The organism is Azospirillum endophyticum, from assembly GCF_016595245.1.
GTDB classification, from domain to species: Bacteria; Pseudomonadota; Alphaproteobacteria; order Azospirillales; family Azospirillaceae; genus Azospirillum; species Azospirillum endophyticum.
In genome coordinates this window covers 273,804-288,467 of the sequence record NZ_JAENHM010000025.1, presented here as the reverse complement: position 1 = coordinate 288,467, position 14,664 = coordinate 273,804, and the positions used below count along the sequence as shown (strand labels likewise).

Here is a 14,664-nt window from a genome sequence, read left to right as displayed (position 1 = left end):
CGGTCACTCCGCCAGCCAGCCGTCGAGAATGTGGGCGATGGTTCCGTTGTCGCGCAGCTTGACGAAGGCGGCCTGCAGACGCTCGGCCTTCTCCTTGCGCGCCTTGGGCAGCGCGATGTAGCGCGGGATCAGCCCGACCGGCTTGGGCAGCACGCGGACGTCCTTCAGCCGGCCGTCCTGCTTGGCCATGTAGTTGAGCACATGCAGGTCGCCGACGATGACATCCACCCGTCCCAGGATCAGGCGGCGGAAATTGACCACGTTGCTGCTGGACGCGACCTTCTCCAGATAGGTCGCCGCGTCGAAATCGGCGGCGTAGGAGAAGCCGTCGACCACGCCGATCCGGTAAGGGGTCAGGTCTTCCAGCCGATCAAAGGTGATGGTGGAGTCCTTGCGCACCATGAACACCGTCGTGCCGGTGCGGAACGGCCCGATCATGTTGTACTGCGCGAAGCGGGCGGGGGAGGCGACGAACTGGAAGCCGATGTCGGCGGTGTTCTCGTCCATCGACTGCACCACCTCGGACCAGGACAGCGGGCGATGGACCGGGGTGACGTTCACCTCCTTCAGCAGCGCGTTGACGATCTCGGTATCGATGCCGGTGCGGTTGCCGTTGAAGGAGTAGTTGTAGGGCGGAAAATGATCCTCCGACGCGACGGTCCAATATTCGGCCCGTGCCGGAAGGGCGGCGGCGAGCGACGCCAGCAGGATCAGAAGCGATGCCAGCAGGTGCAGCGCCGGCCTTGACGCCGGCCGGTACGGGAATGCGGCGGAGAAGGTCATGGTCATGGCTGCCGTCACACCTTGGCCGGCTTCTTGGCGCGGGTGGTCAGCAGGATCATGACGAGGAGGGCGCCGGGCGGCGTCAGAACCACCGCCAGGAAGGCGTAAAGCAGGAAGCCGCCGCGGCGGCCGATCCCCAGAAACCCGACCAGCAGGCAGAGACCGATATAGATCAGCTCGAACACGGCGATGCTTCCTTCTTTGCCCGGCGTTCCGTCGTTCAGGCCTTAGCCGGCCTTCTGGACCGGCTGTTCGTCCATCTGGGGAGCGGCGGCCGGAGCGTCGGCGGCCTCACCCTTGGCGGCATCGAACTCCTTGCGGAAATAGTCGCGCATCGCATCGACATCGAAGTCCAGCAGCGTGCCGCCGGTCTCGAAATGCTGCGCGAACACCCGGCCGAGCGCCTGCGTCGAGGCCAGCGACAGCGCCGGCATCACCGCAACGCCGAGCGCGGTGCCGATGAAGGGAACGGCCTTGACGGCGGAACCCAGAACGCTGGAGCTGAGAGCCCCCGGCATGACGCCGCCCAGCAGGGCGCCGACGATGGCGCGGGTCCGCTCCTGCGCGAACTCGACGCCGTACAGCTTGGCGAGCTTGTGGACCAGGTTGAGCTGCGCCGCGCTGACGGCGGCGACATCGGCGCCCGGCACGGGAATCAGCCCGAAGGCACCCGAAGCGTAGCTGTGATACTTGATCAGGTCCTGGGCGCGCTTCTTACGGTCTACCATGATCTGAAGCCTTTCTCGGATCGGGGAGAGTTGATCTGCGGTGGAAACTTCGATGCAGAGCGCACGTTTCCGTGCGTTCGGCATCGCCGAGCCGAGCCTTCTGGGGGAAAGCAGCAGCCAGTCGTCAATTGCAACTTCAGCGATTGACAAACGAAAGATTATTGCTGCGCAAGGCAGCCAAGAAACTAGCGAAGGATGATTTCATCTGAAGCTTGGCAGGAAGTATCCACCCACCGGTCTCGACTGATATGACTCTTAGATACGATTTTATTGATTAAAATCGTATTAAGTCACCGTCAGGGTTGTTGGAAGTTTTGTTGGAACTTGCAGCGCTTTGTCGGAATATGTGACGAAAAGTGTCATCGGTATTTCTTGCGATGGCCGCTTCTTCTACCTTGGGGGGAAACGGAATGGCAGTTCGAGGGCATTGGCCGGCAGGGTCGCCCGCGATCCGGCACCGATTGACGCCGTCATGAACAGGACCGTGTCGCGGACCGGCCCGCCGTCGATGGTTTGGGTCGGCAGGGCGATGCGCAGCAAGGTGCCGTCACCATCGACCGCTTTGGGCGCCAGCCGGCTCCTCATCAGCCGCAGCAACGCCCACGGACCGCGTTCCACCAGGGTCAGCGTATCGCCGGCGGCGGCTTCCGCTTCGTTCGCCATTGCGTTCTTCGGGCGATAGGGCGAACCGGCGGCCCAGCGGAAGCTGAGCATTACCGGTTGCCCGGCCTTCCAGACCAGCGGTGCGGAGCCGGAAGAGGCACCGATGGCGCTGTTTCCGGAGCGGATCGACCAATCGATGATGTGCTCGGCTCCGAGTTCCTGTGCGCGGTTGGTGCCGTAAGTGAATCGGACGTTCACCGGAGCGGAGCGGGCGATCGCGTCGAGCAGAGGCCGCGCCGCTTCCATCCTTTCCAGAAGTGCGGCGAGTTCCGGCGTCGCGGCCTTCGTGACCGCGGACCGGTTCTCGTCGAACTGGGTGAAAAACCGGCGAACGTCCTGCGGATCGGCATCGGGGGCGCCGCGGGCAAGATCCGGACGGACGAAGGGGAAGCGACCCGCCAGCGATTGGGAGAAGGTTGCGGCGAGCTTCGTCACCGCCGCATCGGCATCCGGTGCCAAGGTTTCGGCGGGCGGCATCGGCAGCGGCAGCGGAGGCAGCCGGGGCAGAGGCGGAGCTTCGTAGGCCGCCGGAAGCGGCGGGCTGGCGATGGCGGCTTCCTGTTTGGGCGGTGGCGGAGCGGCTGCCTGGACCGCCGGCGCGGGGCGCTGTTCGACGGTCGGGGCCGGCTCTGCCGGCTTCGCTTCGGCAACAGGAGGTTTGGCGGCTTCCGGCGGCGGAGCCGATGGCTTCGCCGGCTCGTCGGCCGTTTTGGCCGGAGCGGGACCGGCCGGCATGGCTGGAGCCGGGGCCGGCACCATCTTCGCCGACAACGCGTCGATGGCAGGGTTCACGGCCGAGGTCAGGCCCAGCGCTCCGCCTTCCCCGCTCACGAGAAGCCGCCCCGTCTGCGGCGCGTCGAGCGCCAGCATTGCCGAACGGGCGGAAATGGCAGCGGTCGACAGCGCCTCGGTGATGCGGTCGGTCGTGTCCCGGCCGGGCAGATCGGCGATCGCCGCCCTCTGCAGCGACAGCTTGATCGCATCGGGCAGCCCGCGGGACGGGTCCTGCAGCGCGGCGGCGATCGGCCAGCTTGCGGCTTCGGCGGCCGAATCGGCCAGACGACGGATCTCGGCGACATCCTCTTCGGTCGGCGGGTCCGGCAGGGCGCGCAGCCGGTCGGCCAGCGCCTGCGTCCGCAGGCGCAGGGGGTTGCGGACGTAGAGTTCCTCGGCCAGCGGAGCGGCGAGCTGCACCGATTCCGCCCGAACGGCCGCCGCAATGGTCTTGGCGTCGAGGTTGGGAAGATCGGCACCGGCGGCGATGCGGGTGATGAAGCCGTCCGTTGCCGTCACCGGCGGACGGGGCACGGCGCCATAGACGCTCTCCGCCAGGGCCATCAGTTCGTCGAACCCGCTCGACCGGCGGAACCGGTCATAGCGTTCCAGCGCATCGCGCCGGCCGCCGATGCGGTCGAGCTGGGCGGCCAGCCGGCGGAAGGCCGGCAGATCCTCGACGCGGTGCGGATTGGCGACCGGAGGCAGATCGGTCAAGGCGGAGCTGGGCAGCAGCGCGTCGCGGATCGGGCGCAGCACCGCCCGACGCAAGGTGACCGACGCGAGCCGCCGCTTGTCCTCGTCGAAGCCGCCGAGCAGGGAGGTCGGCAGCAGCGGCGTCGCCAGCCGGTCGCGTTCCATCGCGGCCGTGGCGGCGATCACCCGGCCGACCATCGGGGCATCGGCAGCGGCATCGCGTGCGAGCAGCGCCCGGCGCAGGTCGCCGACCGATGCCGCGACGGCGGGACTGCCTGCCGATACGGTCGCGAAGCCTTGCCACGCGGCCAGCGACAGAACGGTCACAGATGCGGCCAGCGCGGCCTGCGCGATGCGGCGGCGGCGGCGGCCTTGCAGGAAGGCGGCCTCCGATGGGCGGCCGTACCCCGGTTCGGCGAAGGAGCGGCCGGGCAGCAGGTCGCGGGCGAAGGCCGGGCGGCGCCCGCCCGTCGCGGTCGCGCAGGCCCCGGTCAAGGCGATGCCGCGGAGCGGGAAAGGGTCGGCGGCGCCATCCGCCGGCCCGGCTTCCCCCAATGCGCCATCGAGGAACAGCGCCAGCGGGTGCCGCAGCGTCTCCAGCGACGCCGGGAGCAGCGGCAGGCGGACTCCGGCGTTCCCGGCGGCGAAGGCGTCCGCCTCCAGAAGCGCGAGGTCCGACTGGAGGGACTCGAAGGCTTCGTCGACCCGGGCGGCCTCGAAGGGCATCAGCCAGTCATGCGGGCTGGTCCAGCCCAGGACGCTGTCCAGCATGGTCGCGGGGACCGCCGAGCAAAGCTCGGTGAAACCGTCGAGGGACTCCGCCCGGACGACCACCACATGCACCGGGCAGACCATGCCCAGCTGGTCGCGGATGGCCAGCAGCCGGGCGCGCAGCGCCTCCGCCCGCCTGGCGAGCGCCTTGCGGGGGGCTTCGCGTTCGGCTGCGGCGCGCAGCTCGTCGGCGCCGACCATCAGCAGGATGCCGTCCAAGGGACGCCGCATCGGTCGCTTGGCCATCGCCGCGACCAGCGTCGGCCAGGAGGCGTCGAGCCTGGAGCCGTCGGCGGAGTCGGCGCCGGCATGGAGGATCGCCGCACCTTCGCAGAACCACCAGCAGCCGTTCTCGGTGTTGCCGTCCTCGGGCCAGCCGACATGGGTCGGGTCGGTGGCGAGCAGGGCGGGGCCGCCGATGCCGAAGGCCAGGAACCAGGGAATGTCGCCGCGCCGCAAGGGGCCGCGCATCTGCCGGGTGAGGATGTCCAGCCCTTCGCCGTAGGTGCGGGCCAGAGGCGGCTTGCCGGCGGCGGCCTTCGACGGCGGCGGTGCCTCCGACCTCACATGCAGGGGCGACGACGCCATGGTCCGGCGCGCCGGCGTCCGGGTGCGGGCCGCGGCCTTGGCGGCGGGCTTGCGTCGGCGGGGCATCCACCGGCGCAGCCTGGGCCGGAGCGCCTGCACGACGCGGTAGAGGATGTAGAGCGGCAGCGCGGCCAGCGCGTAGGGCAAATAGGCGAAGACGAAGGACAGGACCCAGCCGATGGCCGAGCCGATGGTCGAGAGCAGGAACTCCAGCGTCAGGATCAGTAGGACCATGACAGCCCCATATCCTCGACCGCCGCACGGGCACCGCGCAGGTCGCGTTGGAGATCGTTCACCGCGGTGGTCCACAGCAGATGGGAAATCAGCAGGAAAAGCGCGGCCGTTCCGCCCGCCGCCACCCACCAGCGCCGGGCCGATGGACGGAAGTTGCCGAACACGGCACCCGCCGGCGGATCATAGGCACGTGGGCTGGCGAGGCCGGGCTGCGGGCGATCGGTTCCGCCCTCCCGGCCGGCGACGATCCTATGCAGGGAGGGGCGTCGCGCCGTCGCCTGCGCGTCGTCGGGGAAGCCCAGCGCCAAAACGCCGAGATAGACGGCGGCCAGGTCGCGGTCGGCCTTGGCCCCCTGGCGGATCAGGTCGTCGGCTTGGACGAACAAGGTCTGAAGCGTCGCGTTGGCGCCGAACAGACGGCTGGCGACGACGGCATCCGCCGGCTTGACCTGGGCCAGCGCCCGGTCGGCCAGCATCGCCATCGCGAAGACCGCCTTCACCACCACGCCATGGGCGGCGGGGCCTCGGGCGACCGCGGCGGCGCTCATGCCGTGGAGCGTGGCAACCAGCCGTTCCGCCACCGAGCCGGATGGGGACTGCTCCTGCGCGCAGCCGGCCAGCAGGTCGGCATGGAAGGCGCGGAACAGGGCCAGGACGCCCGGGCCGGGCCCCCGAGCCGTGTTGCCGGCGGCAACGGGAGCGGCGGGGGCCGGATTGGGAGCGGGGGCGGGGCGTGCGGTCACGGTGCGGCGTCCTTCGCCAGCGGAGCCAATGAGAATCCGTCACGTCCGAGCCGGATGTCCAATCCGCCGGCACCGTCCAGCGACCGGCGGTGGGCCCCCGGCGTGCCGTAGCGGGCGAAGACGAGGGTGGAGGACGGGGTGGCGGCGAAGGGCGGCAGGCTGCGCAGGATCACGCTCTGGCCAGGCACCATCTCCCACGAGGCGATGGCGATCCGCCCGGCGGCTTCGCCGTTCAGGATCGACCGGTCGCGGAACCAGCCCGCGGCGTCGAGCATGCCGAGCCGGTGCGCCAAGCCTTCGTCGGCCACCCGGACCACGTCGACGGCGACCGGACGGCGGTCGTTGGCGTCGGCATCGGCGACGATGCGCAGCATGGGGGCGGAGTTGCCTCCCGTATCGCCGGACGCGTCGGGACGGGCGGGCTTGTCCGCGGCGCAGGCGGCAAGCAGCAGGGCAAACGCCAGGGACAGACGCTTCATGGTCAGCCACCCGCCGCGGCGGCCGCGCCCGGCTGGCCGGCGCAGACATATCCGGCCGGCGTGTGGCGGTACCAGTTGCCCGACGCCGCGGCGCAAGGGGCCAGCACCCGGTCGTTCTGCTGCGGGCCCGACGGTTCGGCCGCCGGAACCGCCGCGGTACCGGCCGTATCCCTGCCGGTCGCGGGGCGGTTGGTGAGGGCGAAGGACTCGTCGTCGTCGTCTTCGACGATCATCACGTAGCGGGCCCGCTTGGACGGGTAGCGGATGCCGTAATCGTAGTCGCCGTCGGCCACGCGCTCCAGGATCGCGGCGGATTTCTCGGTGCCGAACGGGGCGCAACCCGCCCCGGCGAGCAGGACCGGCAGCAGCGTCGCCGCGACGAGGCAGAGGCGGAGGGGGCGGGTCATTGGGCGGGGCGTCGGGCTGGCCATCGGAATGCTCCTGCTCAGGCCGGGACGGGCGTCTGTGGCCCGGTGGCGGTGGCCACGGCTACGGCGGCGCCGGCCTCCGTCAGGTCGGGCGGGGTCGGGTCGATGCCGGCATCGGCAAGCGTCCGGTAGACGGACCGCCAGACCAGTTCCGGCACGGCGAAGCTGGCGTCGTGGTCCTTGACCCAGAAGAACAGGTTGTACTTGCACAGCCACCGGCCGTTGACGGCGCGGAAGCCGTCGTAGCGGACGAAGGGCAGTCCGCCGGTGGCGCTGGGCATCACCCGGTCGGTCGCGCGCAGGGCGCCGGTCAGCAGGCCGCCCATCCGGCCCGGGTCGTGGCCGGCATCGGCGAAGTATTCCAGCTTCATCGAAACGCGCTCGACCGAGCTGAAATTGACGACCGTCGCTTCCGACACCTTGGCATTGGGCATGGCGACGATGAAGCCAGCGACGTTGCGCACCCGCACCGTCCGCCACGTCATGTCGACCACGACGCCGCGGACGATGTCGGTGATCTGGATGCTGTCGCCGATCTGGAAGGGGCGTTCGATGTTGAGGACGATGCCGGAGAAGACGTTGGCGATGTTCGCCTGGATGGCGAGGCCGACGACCATGCCGACGAGGCCGGACGCCGCCAGCAGGCTGGTGATCGGCTGCTTCAGCACGAAGGCGATGATGCCGCAGCCGGCGAAGCCGAAGACGATCAGGGTGGAGAAGCGGCGGACAATGGCGGGAATCCGGCGCTGGGTGCGGATCTCCAGCGGGGTCCAGACGAAGCGCTCCATCGTGCGGTCGACCAGGATGGCCGGGACGATCCACCACAGGACGTTGATTCCGTTCACCACCATGGCGATGCCGCTGGCCGGCAGCGTCGCCACCGCCTGGTCCAGCACGATGTTGCCGGCCGACATCAGCAGGAGCGGCCAGGACAGGATGCGCATGAACAGGGTCTGGATGCGCCAGAACTGCCCGCGGTCGCGCCGGTCCATGAAGGCGGCGAAGACCGCCAGCACGGCGCTGAAGATGGCGATGTAGACGAAGAAGTCGCGATGGATGAAGTCGCGCGCCGCCGGGGCGTCCGGCGCTGCCACCACGCCGAAATCGACGCGGGAGAAGTCCGGCTGCGGCCGGCCGAAGCCGACATAGTTGGGGTCGCCCTCGCTGCTGACGCTGGTGACGTCCTGGGAAATCCAGGCGCGCGCCAGCCGCCAGCCGGGCGACGAGGCGAGCACCCGCCTGGCACGGAGCTGGTCGAGCAGGGTGGAGCTTTCGCTTTCCCCTTCCAGCGCGCGGCGGAAGCGGTCGGCGAGGCTGAGATCGGCGGCCGACGCGGTCTCCGCCGCCGCCATCGCCTTCAGCTTTTCCACGAAGTCGTTGGTGTTCACCAGCGACATGCCGAGCACGTCGGTGACGAACATCACGGTGTTCCGGTTCTGCGTCCGGTGGCGGAAGCTGACGCCGACGGAATGGCTGCCGTAGGGCGGCCGCTGGTCGGAGAAGTTCAGCGAGAAGCGCCCGTCGATCTTGTAGGCGACGTAGGTGGTGACGTCGCCGCGCTCTTCCCGGTAGGGCTTGCCGAGCTCCACCGGCTTGACCGCGTTGGTGAAGACGACGTCGGCCGGGTTGAAGCCGCCGCGGTAGCGGAACCAGATGGTCAGGTTCAGCGTCGCTTCGTTGGTGTCGGGGTTGAGATCGCGGATCTCGTGCAGCTGGATGCCGGTATAGATGACGTCCGTCTTGTACATGAAGCGGTCGTTCACGTAGAGCGCCCGTCCGCGCTGCACCTCCTCCAGAAAGTTGGAGACGCCGGCCTCGCGGATCGGCTGCAGCTGGGTCAGCGCCGCCACCGGGTTGAGGCCGTTGTAGGTCGCCATCATCACCGGCAGCGTCGCCTGCCCGCGGGCATCGAAGGTCCAGGTGCCGGCATTGGCCTGGAAGGCGTTCTCGGCGCGGTCATGGCCGGCGATGGCGAGGCGAAGCGCGTCGCCGTCGGGCTTGCCGGCGCCGTGATGCCCGGCGGCGATGGCGCCGGCGACCAGGTCGACGCCGTCGGCCCCGAGCGCCGCCGCCCAGTCGGGCACCGCGTTGAAGCGCTTGACATACTGCCCGTAGAAGCGCTGCGCCCGCTCGTTCGCCGTGTCGAACAGCACCGGCGAGGAGACCAGCAGGCCATGGCCGTAGGCTTCCGGCGTCAGGGCCTTGGGATTGGCCTGGGTCTGGGCGACGATCTCGGTGCGGAAGGCGGCGGTCGCCATGTCCGAGCTGCCGGCGATCAGGTTGCGCACGCCGGCATCGCGCAATGCCACCACCACCCGGGCGCTGTCCACCGCCGAACCGATGACGACGATGGCGCCGGTCGGCATCTTCTCCTTCACCGCCTGGGCGAGCGACGGCAGCGCGTCGGCCCCGCCGCGTCCGGGCGCGTAGGTCCACTGGCTGACCAGCTTGGTGCCGAAGCGCTGGAGGATGGAGTCGAACTGGCCGGCCAGCGAGGCCGCCTGCTCGCTGTCCTCGCGGATGATGGCGACCGTCGGTTCGCCCACCACGTTGCGGACGTAGTTGGCGAGGAAACGGGTCTCGTGCGTGCGGTCGAAGCCGATGTTGAACAGCCAGGGGCTGGGCGCGGCATCCGCCGGGCGGACCAACGGGCGCGGGGCGATCAGCGGGATTTTCTTCTGGGCGTAGATGGCGGTGGCGCTGTCCGTGGCGTCCGGGGTATGGCCGATCACCGCGACGATGGCGGGATCGTTGGCGATGCGCCGGGCGATTTCCAGCGACTTGCCCTTGTCGCCCTCGTCGTCGAAGGGCCTGACCTCCACCGGCCGTCCGCCGATGCCGCCCGCCGCGTTGATGGTGTCGGCCCGCAGGGCGGCGCCCTTGCGCAGCGCCAGCCCCAGCGCCGCGTCCGGCCCGCTCAGCGGCCCGACCACGGCCAGCGCCAGCGGCTCCCCGCCGCGCTCGCCGAGGAAGCCGGCGCGCACCACCAGGGACACCAGGACGGTGACCAGCATCGCCGCGGCCAGGATCAGGGCGAAGCGCGCCTTCTTGGTCATGTGCGACCAGCGCAGCGGCGGCCGGGAACGGGGCTGGAGCGAGCTCAGCATCGGGTGAACCTCGGGAGAGGATAAGTATCCCCTCTCCCCGGGGGGGAGAGGGAGTGATCCGTTCGTCGGTCGGACCATCCTCAGCGCTCCTGCATCGCGTGCTGGAGGCCGTTGAGGACCGGTGAGAAGACATAGTCGAGGATCGTGCGGCGCCCGGTCAGGATGCTGCAGGTCACCCGGACGCCGGGGAACAGTTCATAGGTCTTGCCGCCGTAATCGAAGCGGGTCACCGGCAGCTCGACGCGGACCTTGTAGTAGGACTGCTTGTTGGCATCGAGCAGCGTGTCGGGGCTGATCGTCCGCACCCGGCCTTCGATGTGGCCGAAGCGCGAGGCGTCGCTGCCGGCCAGCGTCACCACCACCGGCTGGTCGGCGCGGACATAGCCGATGTCCTGCACCGGCAGGCGGGCGTCGACCACCAGCTTGCCGTCGCGCGGCACCAGCTCGACCACGGTCTCGCCGGCCTTGACGACGGCGCCCTTGGTCGAGACAGCCAGCGTCTTGACGATCCCGTCCATCGGCGCCCGCATGCTGGACCGGTCGAGGCTGTCCTGGTAGCGGGTCAGCCGCTGCGACAGTTCGTTGTGGTTGCGCCGCGCCTCGTCCAGCGCGTTGCGGCCCTCTTCCTCGTATTTGCGCCCGATCCAGACCAGCTTGCTGCGGGCTTCGGCCAAGGCCGCTTCGGCCTGGGCCAGGGTGGCGCGGTCCTCGGCGATCGAGCCGGTGATGCGGGCATCGTCGCGCAGCAGCTCCAGATGCTTCATCCGGTTGGTGATCTCGCGCTTCAACAGGCTTTCGCTGATGGAGAGCTGTTCGCGGATCAGCCCCTGCGCCACCTGGGAACCGGCGATGCGCGCCCGGACCGCGGCCGACTGCTGCTCGCGCTGCACGATGTCCTGGCGCTGGATGTCGAGGTCGGAGGCCAGCCGGTCGCGCCGGGCGCGGAACAGGTCGCGGCTCTGCGCCACCAGATCCGGCCGCTCGCGGATCAGGCGCTCGGGAAAGTCGATGCCGTCGCGGCGCGCGACCTCGGCTTCCAGCCGGGCGATGTCGGCGGAGAGCGAACCGAGGCGCAGGCGCAGCTCTTCCAGGTCGGCGCGGGTCTTGGTCTGGTCCAGTTCGACCAGAATCTGGCCGGCCTTCACCGAATCGCCTTCCTGCACCAGGATGTCGCGGATGATGCCGCCTTCGAAATGCTGGACCGACTGGTTGTAGGAGAGCGGCACCACGTCGCCGGGAGCGCTGCTGGAGACGTTCAGCTCGGCGACGGACGCCCAGCCCACCGCGGCCAGGAAGGCGGCGATGCCGACGGCGAACAGGCCGTCGCCGAAACGGCCGTCGGTCTCGCGGTCCCTGCCGGCGATCGCGACGTCGGCGGTCGCGAGGGGAAGGGCCGGGGCCAGCACGGCACCCAGGGGCCGGGCCGGACCGGCGGCCGGCTTCTTGGTCAGGAGGGGGAACGGCTTCATGAGGCCACCATTCCGGCCGGGTCACGGTTCATCGCCAGATCCTGCACCATGTCCTGCGGCTGATCGAGGTCGAGGACCAGGGACGCGCCCTGGAGGATGCGCGGATCGTGCGAGGCGATGACCACGGTGTGGCCGCCGCGCGCCAGCTCGATCAGCGTGCGGTAGACGACGGCGGTGCCTTCGGCATCCAGCCCGTCGGTCGGCTCGTCGAGCAGGATCAGCCGCCCGCCGACCGCCAGCGCCCGGGCGAGCGCCAGCCGGCGACGGTGTCCGACCGGCAGTTCCTGGCCGAAGTTGCGCAGCGGCGTGTCGAGCCCCTGGGCGCAGTCGGCCACCGCGCGGTCGGCACCGGCGCGGTGCAGGACGGCCTGCAGCTCCGTCTCCGACAAACGCGGGTTGGCGAGCAGCAGGTTCTCGCGGATGGTCCGGTTGAGGAAGACGGGTTCCTGCGGCAGGAGGCCGATCTGTTGGCGCCACCAGACCGGAGCGAATTTGCGGATGTCGACGCCGTCGGCGAGCACGGCTCCCTCCTGTGGATCGGCCAGCCCGGCGATCAGGCGGATCAGAGTCGACTTGCCCGACCCGTTCCGGCCCTTCAGCACCACGATGTTGCCGGCGGGGACCGACAGGGACAGGCGGCGAAGCAGCGGGGTGACCGCCCCCGCCGGCGTGTAGGTCAGGTCGCGCAGTTCCAGCGTCCCGCCATAGCGGGGCAGGCTGGTGCCGCCCGGCGGTTCCACCGAGGTGCGGGCGAACTGCTCCAGCCGGAGTTGCGCCTGCCGTGCCATCGCCAGCGATTCGCCGATCTGGGCCAGCCGGGTGAAGGGGGCCAGCGCCCGGCCGACCAGCAGGTTGACGCCGATCAGCGAGCCGACGTCCAGCTCGCCGCGGACCACCAGCACCGCACCGGTGGCGATGACCGCGACGCCCTGCAGGGCTTGCAGGCTCTGCGCCATCGACTGGGCGCGCCCCTGGCGCATCGACATGCGCTCGCGCATCGTCCGCAATGCCTTCGCCGCCCGCTGCCAATCGCCCAGCAGCGGCTTGGCACCGCCGAACAGGGCGGCCGCATCGCGTCCGACGATGGCGGAGGTGACCAAGCCCTGCGCGTCGGCGCCGGCCTGGGCCAGATCGCGGCCGACGGCCCGCATGTCCGCCTGGGCCAGCAGGCCGGCGGCGATCGACAGCAGGGTGAACAGGACGCAGATCGCCGCCAGCGGCCAGGAGACCAGCGCGACGACGACGATGAAGCCCAGGGCGAAGGGCAGATCGAACAGCGTCGCCAGATTGGCGGAGCCCAAGGCGGCGTCGATCTGGTCGGGTGCCCGCATCGCCTCGCGCCGGGCGGCGTCGCCCTCCGCCGAGCCGGCGCCGCTGCGCGCGGTCAGCAGGATGCCGAAGGCGCCGGTCGCCAGCCTTTCGTGTTCGGCGCGGCCGATGCGGCCGGCGATGCCGAGCCGGACATGGCGGAACAGATGCTCGAAGGCGATGGACAGCACGACACCGACGGTCAGCGCCACCAGCGTGGAATCGACGCCGTGCGTCACGTACCGGTTCAGCACCAGCATGGTGTAGAAGGAGGAGGCGAGGCCGAGCAGGTTCGCCGCGAAGGATGCGGCGAAGACGCGGGTCGTCAGCCGCAGGTTGGAACGCAGCCGCAGGAGCAGCAATCCGATGGCGCCGCCGCTCATTGACGTTCTCCCGTTCCGCGCTTGCGCTTCGTATCCTTGTTGGCAGGAGCCGCCGGTTCCTGCTTGCCCGGTCCTTCGAAGAGGCCGCGTCCCATCGCCGCCAGCTTCGGCATCGGCTTGGTCTGGATGTCGGCGGCGCTGAGCCGGCCCATGGCGGCCAGCAGGCGGTATCCGGCCAGGACCAGCTCGGTCTCGGCGGCGGCGGCGTCGCTGCGGGCGTTGATCAGCGTCGTCTCGCCCGACAGGATGTCGATGAGGGAGCGGGATCCCAGCTCGCGCTCGGCCCGCGCCACGTCGAGGAAGCCGGCGGCCAGGCTCGCCTGGTCGTTCAGCAGCCTCACCTGGGCGCGGGCGCTCTCCAGCCGGTTCCAGCTGTTGCGGACGGTCTCCAGCACGGTGCGCTCCTGATCGGCCCAGGTGGCATCGGCAGCCCGCAGGTCGGCCTCGGCGAGGCGGACGCTGTTGATCGCGGTCAGGCCGGTGTTCAAGGAGAAGGTGACCTGCAGCTTGAACAGCAGCTCGTCCTGCCGTCCGGGCTGGCCGGCGACGTCGCGCTTCATGTTGCGCTCGACATAGCCCTCGATCCGCGGGTAGAGGGTGCGGCCGCGCACCGACGCCACCGCTTCCTGGGCCGCCGCGGTGGTCAGGGCCAGCTCCTGGAGGCGGGGGTTGTGGCGGCGGGCTTCCTCCACCGCCGCGTCCATCGACACCGGCAGGGCGGCCTTGGTCATCGCCAGGATTTCCGCGCCGTCCAGCCGGAAGGGCACATGGCCGAAATAGGCCTGGAAGCGGCTGAGCGCGGTCTGCATCGCCTCTTCCGCCGCGACGCGCCGTGCCTGGGCGCCGGCAAGCTGGCTCTTGGCCTGAAGCACGTCGGTGGAGAAGCCGTAGCCTTCCTGAAGGCGGACCTCCTCCAGGCCGGTCTGGCGGCGGATGTTGTCTTCCGACTGGCGGGAGAAGATGAGCAGACGATGGGCGCGGACGAGGGTGGCGTAGGCGCTCAACCCCTCCACCAGAAGCTCCTGGCGGGTGCGCTCCACGGCGATGTCGGCACGAACCACCGACACCTGCGACCGGCGGATGTCGGCGTTGGTCGCGTCGAAATCCCAGATGAGCTGCGTCGCCCGCACCGACAACTGCTTGGCGTTCAGGTCGGTGTCGGGAAGGCCGGCCGGCTTGTTGGTCGTCTCGCGCCCGCCATTGGCCGACAGGCTGAGCGTCGGGTACCAGCCGCCATGGCTGATCCGCAGGGCGTTGCGGGCGGACTCGGCCGCCGCTTCAGCCCCCTTCAGTCGGTCATGCGTTTCCGTCGCCTTGCCGATCAGGGAGACCACGTCGTCCCGAGCAGACGCGAACGAAGATTGCGCGCCCCCGGCAAGAAGCGGAAGCAGGGCCGCAGCAAGGTGAAAAAACTTGTGCATGAGGGTCCTGGAAAACGCCGTCGGCGGAAGCTTTGCGGCTTGCGGCAAGAACGACTATAGCCGACAGCCCTCATGTGGATTTAAGACAA

General features: G+C 69.9%; 12 protein-coding genes. 1 reads left to right on the top strand and 11 read right to left on the bottom strand.

Annotated features, from left to right (window positions below):
• Positions 1-3 precede the first annotated feature (3 nt).
• Genes JHL17_RS08380 through JHL17_RS08370 form a run of 3 tightly spaced genes read right to left on the bottom strand, consistent with a single transcriptional unit; the run spans position 4 to position 1,511 of the window.
• On the bottom strand, positions 4-789 hold the full coding sequence (locus JHL17_RS08380) for a substrate-binding periplasmic protein (protein WP_247893392.1): 786 nt from the start codon (positions 787-789) through the stop codon (positions 4-6).
• An 8-nt stretch (positions 790-797) separates the two neighbouring features.
• Entirely contained in the window at positions 798-968 is a 171-nt protein-coding gene (locus tag JHL17_RS08375) for a hypothetical protein (RefSeq protein ID WP_200191955.1), read from the bottom strand.
• 42 nt (positions 969-1,010) lie between these two features.
• Entirely contained in the window at positions 1,011-1,511 is a 501-nt protein-coding gene (locus JHL17_RS08370; protein WP_200191953.1) for a YcjF family protein, read from the bottom strand.
• Positions 1,512-1,563: 52 nt separating this feature from the next.
• On the opposite strand from JHL17_RS08370, the gene JHL17_RS08365 reads away from it, so the two are divergent.
• On the top strand, positions 1,564-1,710 hold the full coding sequence (locus tag JHL17_RS08365) for a hypothetical protein (protein WP_200191951.1): 147 nt from the start codon (positions 1,564-1,566) through the stop codon (positions 1,708-1,710).
• Positions 1,711-1,901: 191 nt separating this feature from the next.
• On the opposite strand, the gene JHL17_RS08360 is transcribed toward JHL17_RS08365, so the two are convergent.
• From JHL17_RS08360 to JHL17_RS08325, 8 genes are all read right to left on the bottom strand, one after another.
• Entirely contained in the window at positions 1,902-5,237 is a 3,336-nt protein-coding gene (locus JHL17_RS08360; RefSeq protein ID WP_247893391.1) for a type VI secretion system protein, read from the bottom strand.
• Positions 5,225-5,980, bottom strand: a complete 756-nt coding sequence (locus JHL17_RS08355) for a hypothetical protein (protein WP_200191949.1) — start codon at positions 5,978-5,980, stop codon at positions 5,225-5,227. Before JHL17_RS08355 ends, JHL17_RS08360 begins: the two co-directional genes overlap by 13 nt.
• A complete protein-coding gene (locus tag JHL17_RS08350) occupies positions 5,977-6,459 on the bottom strand; it encodes a hypothetical protein (RefSeq protein WP_200191947.1) in 483 nt (160 codons plus the stop codon). The genes JHL17_RS08355 and JHL17_RS08350 overlap by 4 nt, the downstream gene beginning before the upstream one ends.
• Positions 6,460-6,461: 2 nt before the next feature.
• Positions 6,462-6,866, bottom strand: a complete 405-nt coding sequence (locus JHL17_RS08345) for a hypothetical protein (RefSeq protein ID WP_200191945.1) — start codon at positions 6,864-6,866, stop codon at positions 6,462-6,464.
• A gap of 38 nt (positions 6,867-6,904) precedes the next feature.
• A complete protein-coding gene (locus tag JHL17_RS08340) occupies positions 6,905-9,994 on the bottom strand; it encodes an ABC transporter substrate-binding protein (protein WP_200191943.1) in 3,090 nt (1,029 codons plus the stop codon).
• Between the two features lie 80 nt (positions 9,995-10,074).
• Positions 10,075-11,463 carry an HlyD family type I secretion periplasmic adaptor subunit gene (locus JHL17_RS08335; RefSeq protein WP_200191941.1) on the bottom strand — a complete coding sequence of 463 codons (1,389 nt, stop codon included), beginning with the start codon at positions 11,461-11,463 and terminating at the stop codon, positions 10,075-10,077.
• On the bottom strand, positions 11,460-13,154 hold the full coding sequence (locus JHL17_RS08330; RefSeq protein ID WP_200191939.1) for an ATP-binding cassette domain-containing protein: 1,695 nt from the start codon (positions 13,152-13,154) through the stop codon (positions 11,460-11,462). Before JHL17_RS08330 ends, JHL17_RS08335 begins: the two co-directional genes overlap by 4 nt.
• Complete coding sequence (locus JHL17_RS08325; protein ID WP_345773772.1) at positions 13,151-14,488, bottom strand: TolC family protein; 1,338 nt, start codon at positions 14,486-14,488, stop codon at positions 13,151-13,153. Before JHL17_RS08325 ends, JHL17_RS08330 begins: the two co-directional genes overlap by 4 nt.
• Positions 14,489-14,664: the final 176 nt, after the last annotated feature.